Origin of the sequence: Agromyces laixinhei, from assembly GCF_006337065.1 — a bacterium.
GTDB lineage: Bacteria > Actinomycetota > Actinomycetes > Actinomycetales > Microbacteriaceae > Agromyces > Agromyces laixinhei.
Window position 1 is genome coordinate 1,505,071 of record NZ_CP040872.1, and the last position, 16,275, is coordinate 1,521,345.

17 protein-coding genes are annotated in these 16,275 nt (G+C 71.3%); 12 read left to right on the forward strand and 5 right to left on the reverse strand.

What is annotated here, in order from left to right; all coding sequences use genetic code 11:
- Positions 1 to 29: 29 nt before the first annotated feature.
- The 4 genes from FHG54_RS07110 to FHG54_RS07125 all read right to left on the reverse strand — a co-directional run bounded on the left by FHG54_RS07110 (position 30) and on the right by FHG54_RS07125 (position 4,137).
- Positions 30 to 1,907, reverse strand: coding sequence for an ABC transporter ATP-binding protein (locus tag FHG54_RS07110; protein ID WP_139416657.1), 1,878 nt, complete (start codon positions 1,905 to 1,907; stop codon positions 30 to 32).
- A gap of 93 nt (positions 1,908 to 2,000) precedes the next feature.
- Positions 2,001 to 2,228: a hypothetical protein gene (locus FHG54_RS07115; protein ID WP_139416658.1), complete on the reverse strand. Its 228-nt coding sequence runs from the start codon at positions 2,226 to 2,228 to the stop codon at positions 2,001 to 2,003.
- A 99-nt stretch (positions 2,229 to 2,327) separates the two neighbouring features.
- Entirely contained in the window at positions 2,328 to 3,236 is a 909-nt protein-coding gene (locus FHG54_RS07120; RefSeq protein ID WP_232331599.1) for a carbohydrate kinase family protein, read from the reverse strand.
- Positions 3,220 to 4,137 carry a pseudouridine-5'-phosphate glycosidase gene (locus FHG54_RS07125; RefSeq protein ID WP_139416659.1) on the reverse strand — a complete coding sequence of 306 codons (918 nt, stop codon included), beginning with the start codon at positions 4,135 to 4,137 and terminating at the stop codon, positions 3,220 to 3,222. Before FHG54_RS07125 ends, FHG54_RS07120 begins: the two co-directional genes overlap by 17 nt.
- Positions 4,138 to 4,210: 73 nt before the next feature.
- On the opposite strand from FHG54_RS07125, the gene FHG54_RS07130 reads away from it, so the two are divergent.
- The 12 genes from FHG54_RS07130 to FHG54_RS07185 all read left to right on the forward strand — a co-directional run bounded on the left by FHG54_RS07130 (position 4,211) and on the right by FHG54_RS07185 (position 15,694).
- A complete protein-coding gene (locus FHG54_RS07130; RefSeq protein WP_139416660.1) occupies positions 4,211 to 4,996 on the forward strand; it encodes a sirohydrochlorin chelatase in 786 nt (261 codons plus the stop codon).
- A gap of 154 nt (positions 4,997 to 5,150) precedes the next feature.
- Complete coding sequence (locus FHG54_RS07135; RefSeq protein WP_139416661.1) at positions 5,151 to 6,896, forward strand: nitrite/sulfite reductase; 1,746 nt, start codon at positions 5,151 to 5,153, stop codon at positions 6,894 to 6,896.
- Positions 6,893 to 7,612: a phosphoadenylyl-sulfate reductase gene (locus tag FHG54_RS07140; protein WP_139416662.1), complete on the forward strand. Its 720-nt coding sequence runs from the start codon at positions 6,893 to 6,895 to the stop codon at positions 7,610 to 7,612. The genes FHG54_RS07135 and FHG54_RS07140 overlap by 4 nt, the downstream gene beginning before the upstream one ends.
- Positions 7,594 to 8,541, forward strand: coding sequence for a sulfate adenylyltransferase subunit CysD (gene cysD, locus FHG54_RS07145; protein WP_139416663.1), 948 nt, complete (start codon positions 7,594 to 7,596; stop codon positions 8,539 to 8,541). Before FHG54_RS07140 ends, cysD begins: the two co-directional genes overlap by 19 nt.
- Positions 8,541 to 9,905 carry a sulfate adenylyltransferase subunit 1 gene (locus FHG54_RS07150; protein WP_139416664.1) on the forward strand — a complete coding sequence of 455 codons (1,365 nt, stop codon included), beginning with the start codon at positions 8,541 to 8,543 and terminating at the stop codon, positions 9,903 to 9,905. Before cysD ends, FHG54_RS07150 begins: the two co-directional genes overlap by 1 nt.
- Positions 9,902 to 11,014, forward strand: coding sequence for an ABC transporter substrate-binding protein (locus FHG54_RS07155; protein ID WP_139416665.1), 1,113 nt, complete (start codon positions 9,902 to 9,904; stop codon positions 11,012 to 11,014). Before FHG54_RS07150 ends, FHG54_RS07155 begins: the two co-directional genes overlap by 4 nt.
- 5 nt (positions 11,015 to 11,019) lie before the next feature.
- Positions 11,020 to 11,763, forward strand: a complete 744-nt coding sequence (locus FHG54_RS07160) for an ABC transporter ATP-binding protein (RefSeq protein WP_139416666.1) — start codon at positions 11,020 to 11,022, stop codon at positions 11,761 to 11,763.
- On the forward strand, positions 11,753 to 12,709 hold the full coding sequence (locus FHG54_RS07165; protein ID WP_139416667.1) for an ABC transporter permease: 957 nt from the start codon (positions 11,753 to 11,755) through the stop codon (positions 12,707 to 12,709). Before FHG54_RS07160 ends, FHG54_RS07165 begins: the two co-directional genes overlap by 11 nt.
- Positions 12,706 to 13,482 carry a uroporphyrinogen-III C-methyltransferase gene (cobA, locus tag FHG54_RS07170; RefSeq protein ID WP_139416668.1) on the forward strand — a complete coding sequence of 259 codons (777 nt, stop codon included), beginning with the start codon at positions 12,706 to 12,708 and terminating at the stop codon, positions 13,480 to 13,482. Before FHG54_RS07165 ends, cobA begins: the two co-directional genes overlap by 4 nt.
- Positions 13,479 to 14,912, forward strand: a complete 1,434-nt coding sequence (locus FHG54_RS07175) for an FAD-dependent oxidoreductase (protein ID WP_139416669.1) — start codon at positions 13,479 to 13,481, stop codon at positions 14,910 to 14,912. Before cobA ends, FHG54_RS07175 begins: the two co-directional genes overlap by 4 nt.
- Complete coding sequence (gene fdxA, locus FHG54_RS07180) at positions 14,909 to 15,256, forward strand: ferredoxin (protein WP_139416670.1); 348 nt, start codon at positions 14,909 to 14,911, stop codon at positions 15,254 to 15,256. Before FHG54_RS07175 ends, fdxA begins: the two co-directional genes overlap by 4 nt.
- Positions 15,257 to 15,340: 84 nt before the next feature.
- Positions 15,341 to 15,694 carry a hypothetical protein gene (locus FHG54_RS07185; RefSeq protein WP_139416671.1) on the forward strand — a complete coding sequence of 118 codons (354 nt, stop codon included), beginning with the start codon at positions 15,341 to 15,343 and terminating at the stop codon, positions 15,692 to 15,694.
- 26 nt (positions 15,695 to 15,720) lie between these two features.
- Here FHG54_RS07185 and FHG54_RS07190 read toward each other — a convergent pair whose 3' ends face one another.
- Entirely contained in the window at positions 15,721 to 16,092 is a 372-nt protein-coding gene (locus FHG54_RS07190; protein WP_233437899.1) for a four-helix bundle copper-binding protein, read from the reverse strand.
- Between the last annotated feature and the right edge of the window lie 183 nt (positions 16,093 to 16,275).

Consider the following 16,275-nt stretch of genomic DNA (forward strand, 5'->3'; position numbering starts at 1 on the left):
GGTCGCGCAGAGGCGGGCTGGAGATGGGCTCAGACGAGCAGCTGGTGCGCCGCCAGATCGCGATACAGCGGCACGGCGGCCACGAGCTCGGCGTGCGTTCCCTCGCCGACCACGCGGCCTTCGTCGAGCACGATGATGCGGTCGGAGTCGATGACCGTCGAGAGCCGGTGCGCGATCACGATGAGCGTGCGCCCTTCGGAGACCGCATCGACCGCCTCGCGCATCATGCGCTCGTTGACCCCGTCGAGCGACGAGGTCGACTCGTCGAGCAGCAGGATCGGGGGAGCCGCGAGCAGCGCGCGCGCGATCGCCAGTCGCTGGCGTTCGCCGCCCGAGAGCATGATGCCGTCGTCGCCGACCGCGGCGTCGAGTCCGGCGGGGTCGCGATCGAGCACGCCGCCGAGGTTCACCGCGCGCAGCACGCGCTCGCAGGCCTCATCGCTCGCGTCGGGGCTGCCGAGCTTCAGGTTGTCGCGGAGGCTCCCGGCCAACACCGGAGCGTCTTGCTCGACGTAGCCGATCTGCGCCCGGAGCTCAGCGCGGTCGATGGCGCGCACATCGAGGCCGCCCATGCGGACGGTGCCGACCGAAGGGTCGTAGAACCGCTCGATCAGGGCGAGGATCGTCGACTTGCCGGCGCCCGAGGGGCCGACGAGGGCGATGCGACGGCCGCGGGGCACCTGGAACGAGACCCCTCGCAGCACGGGCTGGCGCTCGGTGACGTCGGGCTCGGGCAGATGCTCGTCGGGAGTGTCGTTCGCCGGATCGGCCGGATCCTGACGCGTCGCCGCGTAGGCGAAGTACACGTCGTCGAACGCGATCGCCGGGGCATCCGGCAGCACGCCTTCGTTCGCGTCGCCGACCATGAGCGCACGCGGCGCGAGGTCGCGGTCGTGCGCGTCTTCGTCGGGCAGGTCGAGGATCTCCTGGATGCGCCCGAGCGCACCGAGCGCCTGGTTCACCGAGGTGATCGCACCGAATGCCTGGCCGAGCGGGAGGATCATCATGAACAGGAAGAGGATGAACGCGACGAGGCTCGCGACCGTGATCGCTCCGGATGCCACGCGGTAGCCGCCGACGCCGAGCACGACGAGGAACGACACCTGCATCGCGATGCCGGCGACCGGAACGATGAGCGCCGAGATCTTCGCGACCTTCACGCCCATGCGCCACGCGCCCGCTGCGTGCTCCTCGACATCGCGGATCTCGCGCTCGGTCGCCCCAGCGGCGCGGATCGTGCGCACCGCCCCGATGGCGCGTTCGACGGATGCCGCGACGTCGCCGACCTTCTCCTGCGCCTGGTGCGAGGCCTCGCGCACGCGGCGCGACAGGAGTGTCACCGTGGTGACGGCGACGGCGATGACGAGCACGGTGAGTCCGAGCAGCACCGGGTCGATGACGAGCATCGCGATGAGGGCGCCGATGAACGTGACCGTGCCGCCGATCGCCTCGACGAGGCCCTGCGTGAGCACGGCGCGCAGCATCGTCGTGTCGCTGCCGACGCGCGAGACGAGGTCGCCCGTGCGGCGGGTGTCGAACTCGGCGATCGGCAGTCGCAGCAGCTTGCCGATGAGTCGTCGGCGGCTCGAGAGCACGACGCCCTCGCCGGTGCGTTGCAGCAGGTAGTGCTGGTAGCCGGTGATGATGCCGCTGACGACGACGAGGGCGATGAGCGCCCACACGATCAAGCCGAGCGAATCGCCGGCGCCCACCACCTCGATGACCTGGGCGACGAGGAGCGGCTGGGCGAGGCTCGCGAGTGCGCCGATGACGGAGAGGATCGCGACCCAGATGAGCACGGGGCGGTGCTCGAAGATGAACGGCAGCAACTGCCGGAACGTCGCGCGCGGTCCGGCGGGGGTCGCCCGTCGACCGAATGGGGAACGTCGGGTCTCGGTGGTGCTCATGTCCTCTTCCTGATTCGCGCGGCGATCGGATGTCGCATCCGCTCGGATGCCGCGCCGTCGCCGCCTTGCAGCTTACGTGGCCCGGCTGATGGGTCAGCCGCGTCCGTACTTCTTGTGGACGGCCTGCTTCGACACCTCGAGCGCGAGGGCGATGAGCTGCCAGCTCGACCCCGCGGTGCGGGCCCGCCGCACGGCGAGCGCTTCGGCGCGGTCGAGTTCGCGGTTGAGGGCGACGCGCGCGCGATGGAGTTCGCGCAACGCTCGGTAGGGGTCGTCGCCGTCGGCCGCCGCGATGGCGGTGCGCAGGGTGCCGTCGTCCATGGCGTCAACGATAGTTGACGACGGTGCGAAGTGTCAACTTCAGTTGACTTCGGCCCGTCGCGGGCTGCCGTACGCAACATCGGCGGAGGCTCGACGGGTTCAGCGAGCGGCGTGCGCACCCGGGCTCGTCAGCACGGACGCGGCACTCGCATGCCCGGCGACACATGCCGCTGCGGCATCCGCCCCACCGAGCGTGGCCGCGAGGAATCCCGCCGCGAAGGCGTCACCCGCTCCCGTGAGGTCGCGGATGCCCGTAACGGGCGGCACGTCGATGCGTGAGATCAGTTCGCCCGCCTCGACGACATCGGTCGGCAGCGACCCGTGCTTGATGACCACGATGGGTGCAACGGATGCCGCGACCTCGCCGCCGCCCGTGAGCCCGAGCAGCGCCGCCTCGTCTTCGTTGGCGAAGAGCACGTCGGGTGCGGCGCTCCGGAGCAGGCCCAGCGCCCGATCGATGCCGAGGCCCGTGAGCAGCCCGGTCGAAGACGCGTCCATCGACACCTGCGCACCGGCCGCATGTGCCACTCCGGCGAGGCGCACGACCTCGCTCCGCATCGGCTCGCGCTCGAACCCGTAGGCAGGAACGTGCAGCCACGCCACTCCGTCGAGCCAGGCGTCGTCCACTCGGTCGAGCCGAGCGGCCGCGGCTCGGTCGGGGAACATCGAGCGCTCGCCGTCCGCATCGACGAGGAGCACGACGGTGCCGGTGCGGCCGTCGCGTTGGACCCGCACGTCGACGCCGCGTTCCGCGAGATCCGCGACGAGCGCGTCGCCCGCGGCATCCGTGCCGATCCTGCCGACGAAGCGGGTCGGCACACGCGAGGCCGCATGGGCGGCGACGTTCGCGCCGCTGCCGCCGCGAGCACGGAACACCTCGGCGGCCGTGTCGGTCGCCGCGCGAACGGGTTCGCTCGTCCACACCACGATGTCCTCGACGAGGTCGCCGACGACGGCGAGCACTCCGACGGGTTCGGCGACCGGTCGGCCGTCAGCCGGCGACGGCACGCGCGATCTCCGCACCGAGTGCGACGTTGCCCCGATACACCTCGAGATTCACCTCGAGGCTCTGCCCGCCGGTCGCGCGCTGCACGTAGTCGAGCAGGAACGGCGTCGTGTCGTGCCCGGTGATGCCCGCCTCGGATGCCGCGGCGATCGCCTCGGCGAGCACACGGTCGTGGAACTCGGGGTCGAGCTGCTTCGCCTCGTCGACCGGGTTGGCCACGAGCACGGCAGACGCCAGCCCGAGTTCGTCGCGGGCGCGCGCGAGCGCCGCGGCATCCGCCGGGCTCTCGATGCGGTAGTCGAGCGGGAATCCGGAATCGGCCACATAGAAGGCCGGGTACTGCTCGGTGCGGTAGCCGACGACCGGGATGTTCAGCGTCTCGAGGCGCTCGAGCGTCGCGCCGATGTCGAGGATCGACTTGACGCCCGCGCTCACGAGCGTGATCGGCGTCGTGGCCAGCGTGCCGAGATCGGCCGATTCGTCGAACGTCTCGCTCGCGCCACGGTGCACGCCGCCGAGCCCGCCGGTCGACATGACCTTGATTCCCGCACGATGCGCGAGCCACGCGGTCGCCGCGACGGTCGTTCCGGCGTGGAGGCGCTTCGCCCGGGCGATCGGAAGGTCGCGCACGCTCGCCTTCACGACGTCCTGGGCGGTGCAGAGTCGCTCGATCTCTTCGGACGAGAGCCCGACGACGGCGACTCCGTCGACCACGCCGATCGTGACCGGCGTCACGCCGAGGTCGCGCACCTGCGCCTCGGACGCGAGCCCGACCTCGAGGTTGCGCGGTGACGGCAGGCCATGGGTGAGGATCGTCGACTCGAGGGCGAGTACCGGACGGCCGGCCTCGAGGGCGGCACGGGTCTCGTCGCCGATGCGGATCGCGGCCGAGGAAGTCTGCATGCCTCCATCGTAGAACCGGTCTCCATCGCCCGTGGGTTGTGCACGGCACAGTCGGCCGGTGCACGATGGAGACATGGACACCACTGCGACCGCACTGGTCGGCATCTCGCACGGCACGGCATCCCCCGCGGGGCAGGCCGCGGTGCAGCGGCTCATCGACGCGGTGACGGCGGCCACCGCGACAGCGGCGGAGACGACAGCGGCGCCGGCCGCACGGCCGGCTCTCGTGCGGCTCGGTCACGTCGACGTGCAGCAGCCGGATGTCGCGGCGAGCCTCGGCGCGCTGCCGACCGGGTTGCCAGCGGTGGTCGTGCCGCTCCTGCTCTCGGCGGGTTACCACGTGCATGTCGACCTGCGACACGAGATCGACGCCGTCGCCGACCGGCAGGTGCGTCTCGCGGCAGCGCTCGGCCCCGACGACCGACTCGTCGACGTGCTGCGCCGGCGCCTCGACGAGGCGGGCGCGACCGGCGACGACGCCGTGGTGCTCGCTGTGGCGGGTTCGAGCGACGTGCGCGCGGTCGACGACTGTCGTGACATGGGGGAGCGGCTCGCCACCGCGCTCGGCGTGCCGGTGACCGTCGGCTTCCTCTCCGCCGCCGAACCCCGGCTCGCCGACGCGATCGCCGCGGTGCGCGGTGCGGATGCCGGCCGGCGACGCGTCGTCGCGGCGAGCTACCTGCTCGCGCCCGGTTACTTCCAGGACCTCGCGGCGGCGGCCGGCGCCGACCTCGTCACCGAGCCCCTGTTGACCCCCGACGACGCTCCGAACGAGCTCGTCGACGTCGTGCTCGACCGTTTCGCCGCCGCGCTCGCCGGTGCGGGCGCGAGCGCCGACTCGGAGGCGCGGGAAGCATAGCGCCGCAGGGCCCGAACGGCGCAGTGTGACGCCGCATTGCCGTGATTGACCTCGTGTTTCCTTCCTTGCCGTGATGTGACGGCGTTCGATCCGGCCTGCTTCCAACCCGCCTAATCTCGGTCGAAACCCGCATTCGCGGCGACCGAGGAGAGACATGACGCAGGAGACGATCGAGGCGCCGGGCCGCCCGGCGGCCCGCCCGGCGGCTCGTTCCGCCGAGCGTCCGCCGCGTCCGGCGAGCCGCCCGCACGGACAGTGGAAGGTCGACGGCCGGGCGCCGCTCAACGCCAACGAGGAGTGGAAGCAGGTCGACGACGGGCTCAGCGTGCGCGAGCGCATCGAGCGCGTCTACTCGAAGGGCGGTTTCAGCTCGATCGACCCGACCGACCTACACGGCCGATTCCGCGTCTGGGGCCTCTACACGCAGCGCAAACCCGGCATCGACGGCGGCAAGACCGCGACGCTCGAGCCGCACGAGCTCGAAGACGAGTACTTCATGCTGCGCGTCCGCATCGACGGCGGTCAGCTGACGACCGAGCAGCTCCGCGTCATCGGCGGCATCTCGACGGAGTTCGGCCGCGACACCGCCGACCTCACCGACCGGCAGAACGTGCAGTTGCACTGGGTGCGCGTCGAGGACGTTCCCGAGATCTGGCGCCGGCTCGAGTCGGTCGGCCTGTCGACCACCGAGGCGTGCGGCGACGTGCCCAGAGTCGTGCTGGGTTCGCCGGTCGCGGGCATCGCCGCCGACGAACTCATCGACCCGACTCCCGCGATCGACGAGATCACCGCCCGCTACCTCGGCGACCCGCAGTTCGCGAACCTGCCGCGCAAGTTCAAGACGGCGATCACCGGCCACCCGAGTCAAGACGTCGTGCACGAGATCAACGACGTCTCGTTCGTCGCCGTCCGGCACCCCGAGCTCGGCATCGGCTACGACCTGTGGGTCGGCGGCGGCCTGTCCACGGCCGCCCACCTCGCCGTGCGACTCGGCGCATGGGTCGCCCCCGAGCAGGTCGCCGACGTCTGGTGCGGCGTCACGTCGATCTTCCGCGACTACGGCTACCGTCGCCTTCGCAACAAGGCCCGGCTCAAGTACCTCGTCGCCGACTGGGGCGCCGAGAGGTTCCGCGAGGTGCTCGAGACCGAATACCTCGGCGCCCCCCTCCCCGACGGCCCTGCCGCGCCGAAACCGCTCACCCAGGGCGACCACGTCGGCGTGCACCCCCAGCACGACGGACGCTGCTACATCGGCGTCACGCCGTTCGTCGGCCGGGTCTCGGGCTCCACGCTCACGGCGGTCGCCGAACTGCTCGAACGGCACGGTTCGGCGCGACTGCGCACGACGCCGCACCAGAAGATCGTGCTGCTCGACATTCCAGCGGCCGAGGTCGATCAGGTCATCGCCGAACTCGACGCACTCGGGCTGCAGGCACGCCCGAGCCTCATTCGCCGTGGCACGATCGCCTGCACCGGCATCGAGTTCTGCAAGCTCGCGATCGTCGAGACGAAGCAGACGGCCACGACCGCGGTCATCGCCCTCGAGGAGCGGCTCGCCGGCATCGACGTGCCGCACCCGATCAGCCTGCACGTGAACGGATGCCCCAACTCCTGCGCCCGCATCCAGACCGCCGACATCGGCCTGAAGGGCCAGCTGCTCGCCGACGGTGAAGGCGGCCAGACCCCCGGCTTCCAGGTGCATCTCGGCGGCGGCCTCGCCTCCGCGACCCGCGAGGAGGCCGGCACCGGCCGCACCGTGCGCGGCCTGAAGGTCACGGCCGACGGGCTCGCCGACTACGTCGAGCGGGTCGTGCTCCGATTCATCGCCGATCGCGACACGACGGCCGACGAGACCTTCGCCGAATGGTCGCACCGCGCCGACGAGGAGGCCCTGCAATGACCGCCCGCCGCACGGCAGACGAACTGCGCGCGCTCGCCGAGGCGGGAAGCGCGCTGCTCTCGCCCGATCACGGGCCGGAGGCATCCGCTGCGGAGGTCGTCGCCTGGGTCGCCGAGAACTTCAGGGTGGATGCCGCAGCGGTCGCCTGCTCGATGGCCGATGCCGTGCTGCCTCACGTGGCGGCGGCGCAACTGCCGGGGGTCGACGTGCTCTTCCTCGACACCGGGTACCACTTCACCGAGACGCGCGTGACGCGCGACGAGGTCGCCCGAGCTCTCGATGTGCGCGTCGTCGACGTGCTGCCCGAGCAGACCGTTGCAGAGCAGAACGCGGAGTTCGGCACCGACCTCTTCGCCCGCGACCCGGCCCTCTGCTGCGCACGGCGCAAGGTGGCACCCCTGCAGAAGGCGCTCGCGGGGTACGAGCTGTGGTTCACGGGCGTGCGCCGTGAAGAGGCCCCCACGCGGGCGAACACGCCGCTCGTGCAGTGGGACGAGCGGAACGGGCTCGTGAAGGTCAACCCGCTCGCAGCGTGGACCTTCGATGAGCTGCTCGACTACGCGGGCGAGCACCAGGTGCCCGTGAACCTCCTGATGTCGCACGGCTATCCCTCGATCGGCTGCGAGCCGTGCACGAAACCCGTCGCCGCGGGAGAAGATCCGAGATCGGGCCGATGGGCCGGTCTCGCCAAGACGGAATGCGGGTTGCACCTGTGAGCCTCATCGACACCATCACGCCCAAGTCGGGCATCGACGCCCTCGATGCCCTGGACACCCTCGAGTCCGAGGCGATCCACATCATCCGCGAGGTCGTCGCCGAGTTCGAACGACCCGTGCTGCTCTTCTCGGGCGGCAAGGACTCCGTGCTCGTGCTCCACCTCGCCGCCAAGGCGTTCTGGCCGGGAAGGGTGCCGTTTCCGGTGCTGCACGTCGACACCGGTCACAACTTCCCCGAGGTGATCGAGTTCCGCGACCGCACGGTCGAGCGACTCGGGCTCCGCCTCGAGGTGGCCTCCGTGCAGGACTACCTCGACGACGGCCGCCTCTCCGAGCGAGCCGACGGCACGCGCAATCCGCTGCAGACGCAGCCGCTGCTCGACGCCATCGCCGGCGGCAGGCATGACGCCGTCTTCGGCGGCGCCCGCCGCGATGAAGACAAGGCGCGCGCGAAGGAGCGGATCCTGAGCCTTCGCGACGAGTTCGGGCAGTGGGACCCGCGCAACCAGCGCCCCGAGCTCTGGGACCTCTACAACGGACGGCACGTCGTGGGCCAGCACGTGCGGGCGTTCCCGATCTCGAACTGGACCGAGCTCGACGTATGGCGCTACATCGAGCGCGAGCAGATCGAGCTGCCGCCGCTGTACTTCGCGCACGAGCGCGAGGTGTACCGCCGCGACGGCATGTGGCGTGCGGTCTCGGAGGTCTCGCCGGCGCGCGCCGATGAGGCCATCGAGCGTCGCACGGTGCGGTACCGCACGGTCGGCGACATGAGCTGCACCGGAGCGGTCGAGTCGGCCGCGGCATCCGTCGCCGATGTCGTCGCCGAGGTCGCGACCTCGACGCTCACCGAGCGCGGCGCCACCCGGGCCGACGACCGCATCTCGGAGGCCGCCATGGAGGACCGCAAGAAGGACGGATACTTCTGATGAGCGACAGCACGCTGTTCCGCTTCGCGACGGCCGGATCGGTCGACGACGGCAAGTCGACCCTCGTGGGCCGGTTGCTGCACGACTCGAAGGCGATCCTCGCCGACCAGCTCGAGGCCGTGACGCGCACCTCCGCCGAACGCGGCTTCGGCGGCGAGCCCGGTGCGATCGACTTCGCACTGCTCACCGACGGCCTCCGCGCCGAGCGTGAGCAGGGCATCACGATCGACGTCGCCTACCGCTACTTCTCGACCGGTCGGCGCTCCTTCATCCTCGCCGACTGCCCCGGGCACGTGCAGTACACGCGCAACATGGTCACCGGCGCGACGACCGCAGACGCCGTCGTCGTGCTCGTCGATGCGCGCAACGGCGTGCTGGAACAGACCCGCCGGCACCTCGCGGTCGTCGCGTTGCTGCGAGTCCCGCATGTGATCATCGCGGTCAACAAGATCGACCTGCTGGGCTACGACCGGGCCGCCTACGACCGAGTGGCAGCGGATGTCGCCGCGCTCGCGCGCGAACTCGGCCTTGCCGACTCGCACGTCATCCCGGTGTCGGCGCTCGCGGGTGACAACATCGTCGACCGCTCGGCGAACACCCCCTGGTACCGCGGCCCGAGCCTGCTCGAACTGCTCGAGACGCTGCCCTCGCTCGACGAGCTCGAGACCGAGCTCGAAGCGCTGCGGATGCCGGTGCAGCTCGTCATCCGCCCGCAGGGCGCCGTCGCGTCAGATGTCGCGGAGCCCGAGCGATTCCGTGACTACCGCGCATTCGCCGGGCGCATCGCCTCGGGTACCGTGCGGGTCGGCGACCGAGTGCAGGTCTTCCCCGGAGGGGCCACGACCACCGTGACCGCCATCGACGCCGGGTCTCGCGAGCTCGACGCGGCATCCGCTCCCCAATCGGTCTCGCTCCGCCTGGCCGACCAGCTCGATGCGGCGCGGGGTTCCGTCGTCGTCGCCGCCGGAGCGCTGCCCGGGCCGCGACGCGAGCTCGACGCGGCAGTCTTCTGGCTCGGCGCAGCGCCGTTGCGCCCCGGCGCCCGCGTGCTCGTGAAGTCGGGCACGACGACTGTGCAGGCACTCGTGCCCGAGATCGTCGGGCGCCGCGACCTCGACTCGCTCGAACTCGAGCCTGCCGACCTGCTCGAGATCAACGACATCGGCCAGGTGCGCGTTCGACTCGCGTCCGAGCTGCCCGTCGAGGAGTACGCCGCGCATCGCCGCGCCGGTGCGTTCCTCGTCATCGACCCGCAGTCGGGCGCCACGCTCGCCGCCGGGATCGTCACCGCTCCGGTGACCTCGAACACCGGCGATGCCGGGACCACCCGCACGACCACTGAGACCGAAGGAGTAGCAGCATGACCGCACCATCGCGCGCACGTTCCCGACTCGGCCTGGTCGCGGGCATGATGCTCGCAGCGGCGATCGTCACGACGGCGGTGCTCGCACTCAGCGGCTGCGCGCCGCAATCGGCAGCGGGGGAGAACGCGGATGCCGCCGGCCCGTCCGGGCCCGCCGAGGAGTTGCGCCTCGGGTACTTCGCGAACGTCACCCACGCGCCCGCGCTCGTGGGGGTGCAGGAGGGGCTGCTGGCCGACGCCCTCGGCGACACGACGCTCACGACACAGGTGTTCAATGCCGGCCCTGCCGCGATCGAGGCGCTCACCGCAGGGGCGATCGACGCGACCTACATCGGGCCGAACCCGTCGATCAACACGTTCATCCAGTCAGGCGGGCTGTCGGCCCGCATCGTCGCCGGTGCGGCGACCGGCGGTGCGGCGCTCGTCGTGCGCGACGGCATCGACTCCGTCGACGACCTCGGGGGCACGACGCTCGCGACGCCGCAGCTCGGCAACACGCAAGACGTCGCGCTGCGCTCCTGGCTCGGGGGCGAGGGCTACGAGACCGACACCACGGGCGGCGGCGACGTGCACATCACGCCGACCGAGAACGCACAGGCGCTCACCCTCTTCCGGCAGGGCGGGCTCGACGGCGCGTGGCTCCCCGAGCCCTGGGTGTCGCGGCTCGTGGTCGACGCCGGCGCGCATGTGCTCGTCGACGAGGCCGACCTCTGGGAGGACGGCGCGTTCCCGACGACCGTGCTGCTCGTGCGGGCCGAGTTCCTCGAAGCCCACCCCGAGACGGTGCGGGCGCTGCTCGAGGGGCACGTGGCATCCGTCACCTGGCTCGGCGAGCACGCGGCCGAGGCGCCGGTCGTGATCAACGAGGCGCTCGAAGCCGAGACCGGCAAGCCGCTCGCCGACGAGGTCATCACCCGGTCGCTCGCGCACGTGAGCTTCGACGTCGACCCGCACGCCGAGACCTTCGAGACCCTCGTCGCGAACGGCCTCGAGGCCGGCACGCAGAAGGACGGATCGATCGACGGGCTCTTCGACCTGCGGCTCCTGAACGGGCTGCTCGAGGCCGACGGCGCCGAACCGGTCTCGGCCGGCGGCCTCGGCGAGGAGTAGGAGCGATGAGCGGGCAGACGGCCATCCGTATCGAGCAGCTCGGCAAGCGCTTCGGCGACGGCCCGCTCGTGCTCGACGACGTGAACCTGTCGATCGGGGCCGGGGAGTTCGTGTGCCTCCTCGGCGCATCGGGCTGCGGCAAGTCGACGCTGCTGAACCTCATCGCCGGCCTCGACCGCCCGACGACGGGAACGCTCGAGGTGCCGGCCGAGGGGGCGGCGGTGATGTTCCAGGAGTCGGCGCTCATGCCGTGGCTCACCGCTCGGCAGAACGTCGAACTCGCGCTGCGCCTCAGGGGAGTCGCGCGGTCGGCTCGCCGCGGCGAGGCGCTGGAACTCCTCGACACGGTCAACCTCGCGGATGCCGCGGAGAAGCGCCCGCACGAGCTGTCGGGCGGCATGCGGCAGCGCGTCGCCCTCGCCCGCGCCCTCGCGCAGGATCGGCCCGTGCTGCTCATGGACGAGCCCTTCGCGGCGCTCGACGCCATCACCCGCGACCTGCTCCACGAGGAGCTCGAGCGCGTCTGGCGCCGCACCGGGCGAACCATCGTCTTCGTCACACACAATGTCCGCGAAGCTGCTCGGCTCGGGCAACGGGTCGTCCTCCTGTCGTCCCGGCCCGGCCGAGTCGCGGGCGAGTGGCGCATCGCCGAGACATCCGGCCGTCGCATCGAGTCGCCCGAGGTCGCGGCGCTCTCGATCGAGATCACGGAACAGCTCCGGAAGGAGATCCGCCGAAATGCCGCATGACACCGCACTCGCACTCGCCGACCCGGTCGACGAGGGCGATCACGGCCCCCGTTCGGCCGTCTCCGGGAACGGGGCATCCGCCCACGACGAGCTGCGCAGCCTCGAGGCGGGTCTCGACCGACTGCAGACCGGCGCCGAACGCACGCCCGGCGCGTGGCGCCGCTTCACCACGAGCGTGCTGCCGCCCATCGTCTTCGTCATCGCGCTCATCGCGGCATGGCAGCTCTACGTCGTGATCGCGCAGCCGCGCCCCGACATCGTGCCCGGCCCGCTCGATGTCATCGCCGCGATCTCCGCCGCATGGGAGTCGGGACGCCTGCAGCTGGCCGTCGTCACGAGCCTCGAACGCGGCGTCGCCGGCTTCCTCATCGCCATCGTCGTCGGCACGCCGCTCGGGCTCCTCCTCGCCGAGGTGAAGCCGCTGCGCCGCGCGATCGGCCCGATCCTCTCGGGTCTGCAGGTGCTGCCGTCGGTCGCCTGGGTGCCCGCCGCGATCATCTGGTTCGGTCTCACCGACGCCACGGTCTACTTCGTCGTGCTCATGGGGGCGGTGCCGTCGATCGCGAACGGGCTCATCGCGGGAGTCGATCAGGTGCCGCCCCAACTGCGTCGGGTCGGCACCGTGCTCGGTGCCGGACCGCTTCGCCGGGCGGCCTTCGTGGTGCTGCCGGCCGCGCTGCCCGGCTACGTCGCCGGTCTCAAGCAGGGCTGGGCATTCTCGTGGCGCTCGCTCATGGCCGCTGAGATCATCGCCGTCGGCGGCAGCATCGGATTCGGCCTCGGCTCGATGCTCGACCAGAGTCGAGAGCTCGCAGACCTCGCGGGCGTGCTCGCGACCATCCTGGTGATCCTCGCGATCGGCATCCTCATCGAGCTCATCGCGTTCGCCCCGCTCGAACGACGGATGCTCCGTCGCCGCGGGCTGCTCCAGGGAGACGCGCGGTGACCGGCGCAGGCCGCGTCGTGCTCGTCGGCGCCGGCCCCGGCGATGCCGGGCTCCTCACGATCCGCGGACTCCGCGCGCTGGAAGCCGCCGACGTCATCGTCGCCGACCGCCTCGGCGCCCGCGGGGTGCTCGACGGGCTCGAGGCCGAGGGCATCGAACTCCGCGCCGAGGTCGTCGACGTCGGCAAGCTGCCCGGGCACCACGCCGTGCCGCAGGACGCCATCAACTCGCTGCTCGTCGCGCTCGCGCTCGACGGCAGGCGCGTCGTGCGGCTGAAGGGCGGCGACCCGTTCATCTTCGGCCGCGGCGGCGAGGAACTCGCATTCTGCCGCGACGCCGGCATCGACGTCGAGGTCGTGCCCGGCATCACGAGCGCCATCTCCGTACCCGCGATCGCCGGAATTCCGCTCACGCACCGCGGACTCGCGACGACCTTCACCGTCGCCACCGGCCACGACCAGATCCGCTCGCTCGGCGGCGGCCGCGATCACACGGTCGTATTGCTCATGGGCATCGGCACCCTCGCGAACTCCGCCATCACCCTTGCCCGCGGCGAACGCGGCGGGCACTGCCCCGTCGCCATCGTCGAAGACGGCTACGGGCCCGGTCAGCGCGTCACCGTCGGCACGCTCGACACGATCGCGCTGCAGGCGGCGCGCCGCGGCGTCCGCTCGCCCGCGGTCGTCGTCGTGGGCGACGTCGTGACACTCAGCCCGTATGCGCAGCCGCTGGTCGAATCCAGCGAAACCCACCGAAAGGCCGCACAGCAATGACCCGTTCCCTCAATGTCGCGATCGTCGGCGCCGGCCCCGCCGGCATCTACGCCGGCAACATCCTCCGCCGCCAGGTCACCGAGGCCGGCGGCGAGGTCGCGATCGACCTGTTCGAGTCGCTGCCCGCGCCCTACGGGCTCATCCGCTACGGCGTCGCGCCCGACCACCCCCGCATCAAGGGCATCGTGAACTCGTTGCACGAGATGCTCGACGCGGGCACGATCCGGCTGATCGGCAACGTCGAGGTCGGCCGCGATGTGAGCGTCGAGGAGCTCCGCGAGCGTTACGACGCCGTCGTCTTCGCGACCGGCGCGCTCCGCGACGCTCCGCTCGACATTCCCGGCATCGAGCTGCCCGGTTCCTACGGGGCCGCCGACGTCGTCGCCTGGTACGACGGGCACCCCGATGTGCCGCGTGAGTGGCCGCTCGAGGCCGAGTCGATCGCCGTCATCGGCAACGGCAACGTCGCCCTCGATGTCGCCCGAGTGCTCGCGAAGCACCCCAGAGACCTGCTGACGACGGACGTGCCGGACAACGTCGTCGCAGGCCTCGAAGCCTCGCCCGTCACCGACGTGCACGTCTTCGGCCGCCGCGGCCCCGGCCACGTGAAGTTCACGCCCATCGAGCTGCGCGAGCTCGGCGAGGTTCCCGATGTCGACGTGATCGTCTACGACGACGACTTCGAGCGGGCCGCGGGCGACCCGCACGCCGAGGCGCTGTTCGCCTCGAACAACCAGGTGAAGGTCATGACCCGCACGCTGAACGGATGGCGGAAGCCTTCCGGCCACGAGTTCACCGCGTCGCGTCGCCTGCACCTCCACTTCCTGCATGCTCCGGTCGAGGTGCTCGGCGACGGGCGCGTCGAGGGCGTGCGGTTCGAGCGCACCCGACCGGTCGGCGACGGCTCGGTCGAGGGCACGGGCGAGTTCGTCGACGTGCCGGTGCAGGCGGTCTACCGAGCCGTCGGCTATGCGAGCTCCCCGGTCGCCGGCCTGCCCTTCGATGAGCACCGGGCCGTGATCCCGAACGACGGCGGCCGGGTGACGGATGCCGCGGGCGCACCGATCCCGGGCGTGTACGCCACCGGCTGGATCAAGCGCGGCCCCGTCGGCCTCATCGGGCACACCAAGGGCGACGCGCTCGAGACCGTCACGAACCTGCTGGCGGATGCCGCGGCGGGCGCGCTGCCCCAGGCACTCGGTGCGGCCGGCCCTGACGGCGATACGGTGCTCGAGCTGCTCGAGGCTCGAGGCATCCGCTTCACGACCTGGGCCGGGTGGCTGGAACTCGACGCGCACGAGCGCAGGCTCGGCGAGGCGTGGGAACCGGCGCAGGTCGCGCACGAGGGCGTCGTGCGCGAGCGCGTGAAGGTCGTGCCGCGTGACGAGCAGGTGGAGATCTCGCGCGACGGCGCCCTGGCGCTCTCGTGACCTACGTCATCGCGCTGCCGTGCGTCGATGTCAAGGATCGCGCCTGCATCGACGAGTGCCCGGTCGACTGCATCTACGAGGGTGAGCGGTCGCTCTACATCCACCCCGACGAATGCGTCGACTGCGGAGCGTGCGAACCGGTCTGCCCGGTCGAGGCGATCTACTACGAAGACGACCTGCCCGACGTGTGGGCCGACTACTACACGGCCAACGTCGAGTTCTTCGAGGTGACGCCCGGCGGTGCCGCGGCGCTCGGCTCGCCGGGGGGCGCGGCGAAGACGGGCGTGCTCGACTTCGACCACCCCTTCGTGGCGGCGTTGCCGCCCCAGACGGCGCCCGCCTGACGGCACATCATGTCCGCGTGTGACGGGTGCCCGAGACATCCGCTCGCCCCGCGCGTATCGTGGCCGCAACGAACAGGAGCCCTCATGTCGCACCGCGAACCGCACACCCGAACCGAGCCGAACCCCGGCACGGTCATGGGCATGCGCGGGTGCCGGGCCGCGGGGGAGTGCCGGAGCGAACGGCCCGGTCATCGTCTGCACGCGATGCAGGAGCGCCTCGCCGGGGCGACGGCGAGCAAGTGGGTCGACGCGATCGTCGTCGAGGTGACCGAAGACGGGTTCGCGACGGTGGCCGAGTTCGCGAGCGACCGAGTGCGTCGGGTCTGGCATCACGACGCCTTCGCCGGAGCGATCGTCCCGGGTGCGCCCGTCGCGGTGCACGACGTCTACGGCGTGCTCGCGCACGGCGACCGCCGCTTCAGTGTCGCGCCCGCCTGAGCGCCGGGCGCCGGGCGTCCGTGCACTCATGCCATCGGCATCGCCTCGCTCATCGAGCCCATCATCTTCTCCATCGCCATGACCGCCTGATCGCACGCCATCGCGCACATGCGGCAGTGCTCGCTCATCTCGGCGTGCGTCATGCACTCCGCCGAGCAGGCACGGGCCATCATGACCGTCGACTGCATCATCGACATCATCACCTGCATGTCCCAGCCGTGCATGCGCAGCATCATGCGCATCATCGTGCTGCACATGTCGGCGCAGTTCGAGCAGAGGCCGGCGCACCGGCCCATCCCCTCCGCAGCGTCGGCATCGGCGCACATCACGCACGCCTGCATGCAGGCCGACAGGGCCTCCATGCACTCCTGCATCATCGCCGGATCCATGCCCTGCATCGGCATCTCCGACGACGACATGGCGCCCTTCATCATGTCCATCGTCATGTTCATCGGCTCGACCCGCCATCCTGGGCGCCGAGCGTCGACGAGACCGACGGATGACTCGGCCGCCCTGTTCGATGCCATGCTACGCCGGGCGGAGCGGGCCGAGAAGGGCGGCGCACACGGCGCGACGATCGT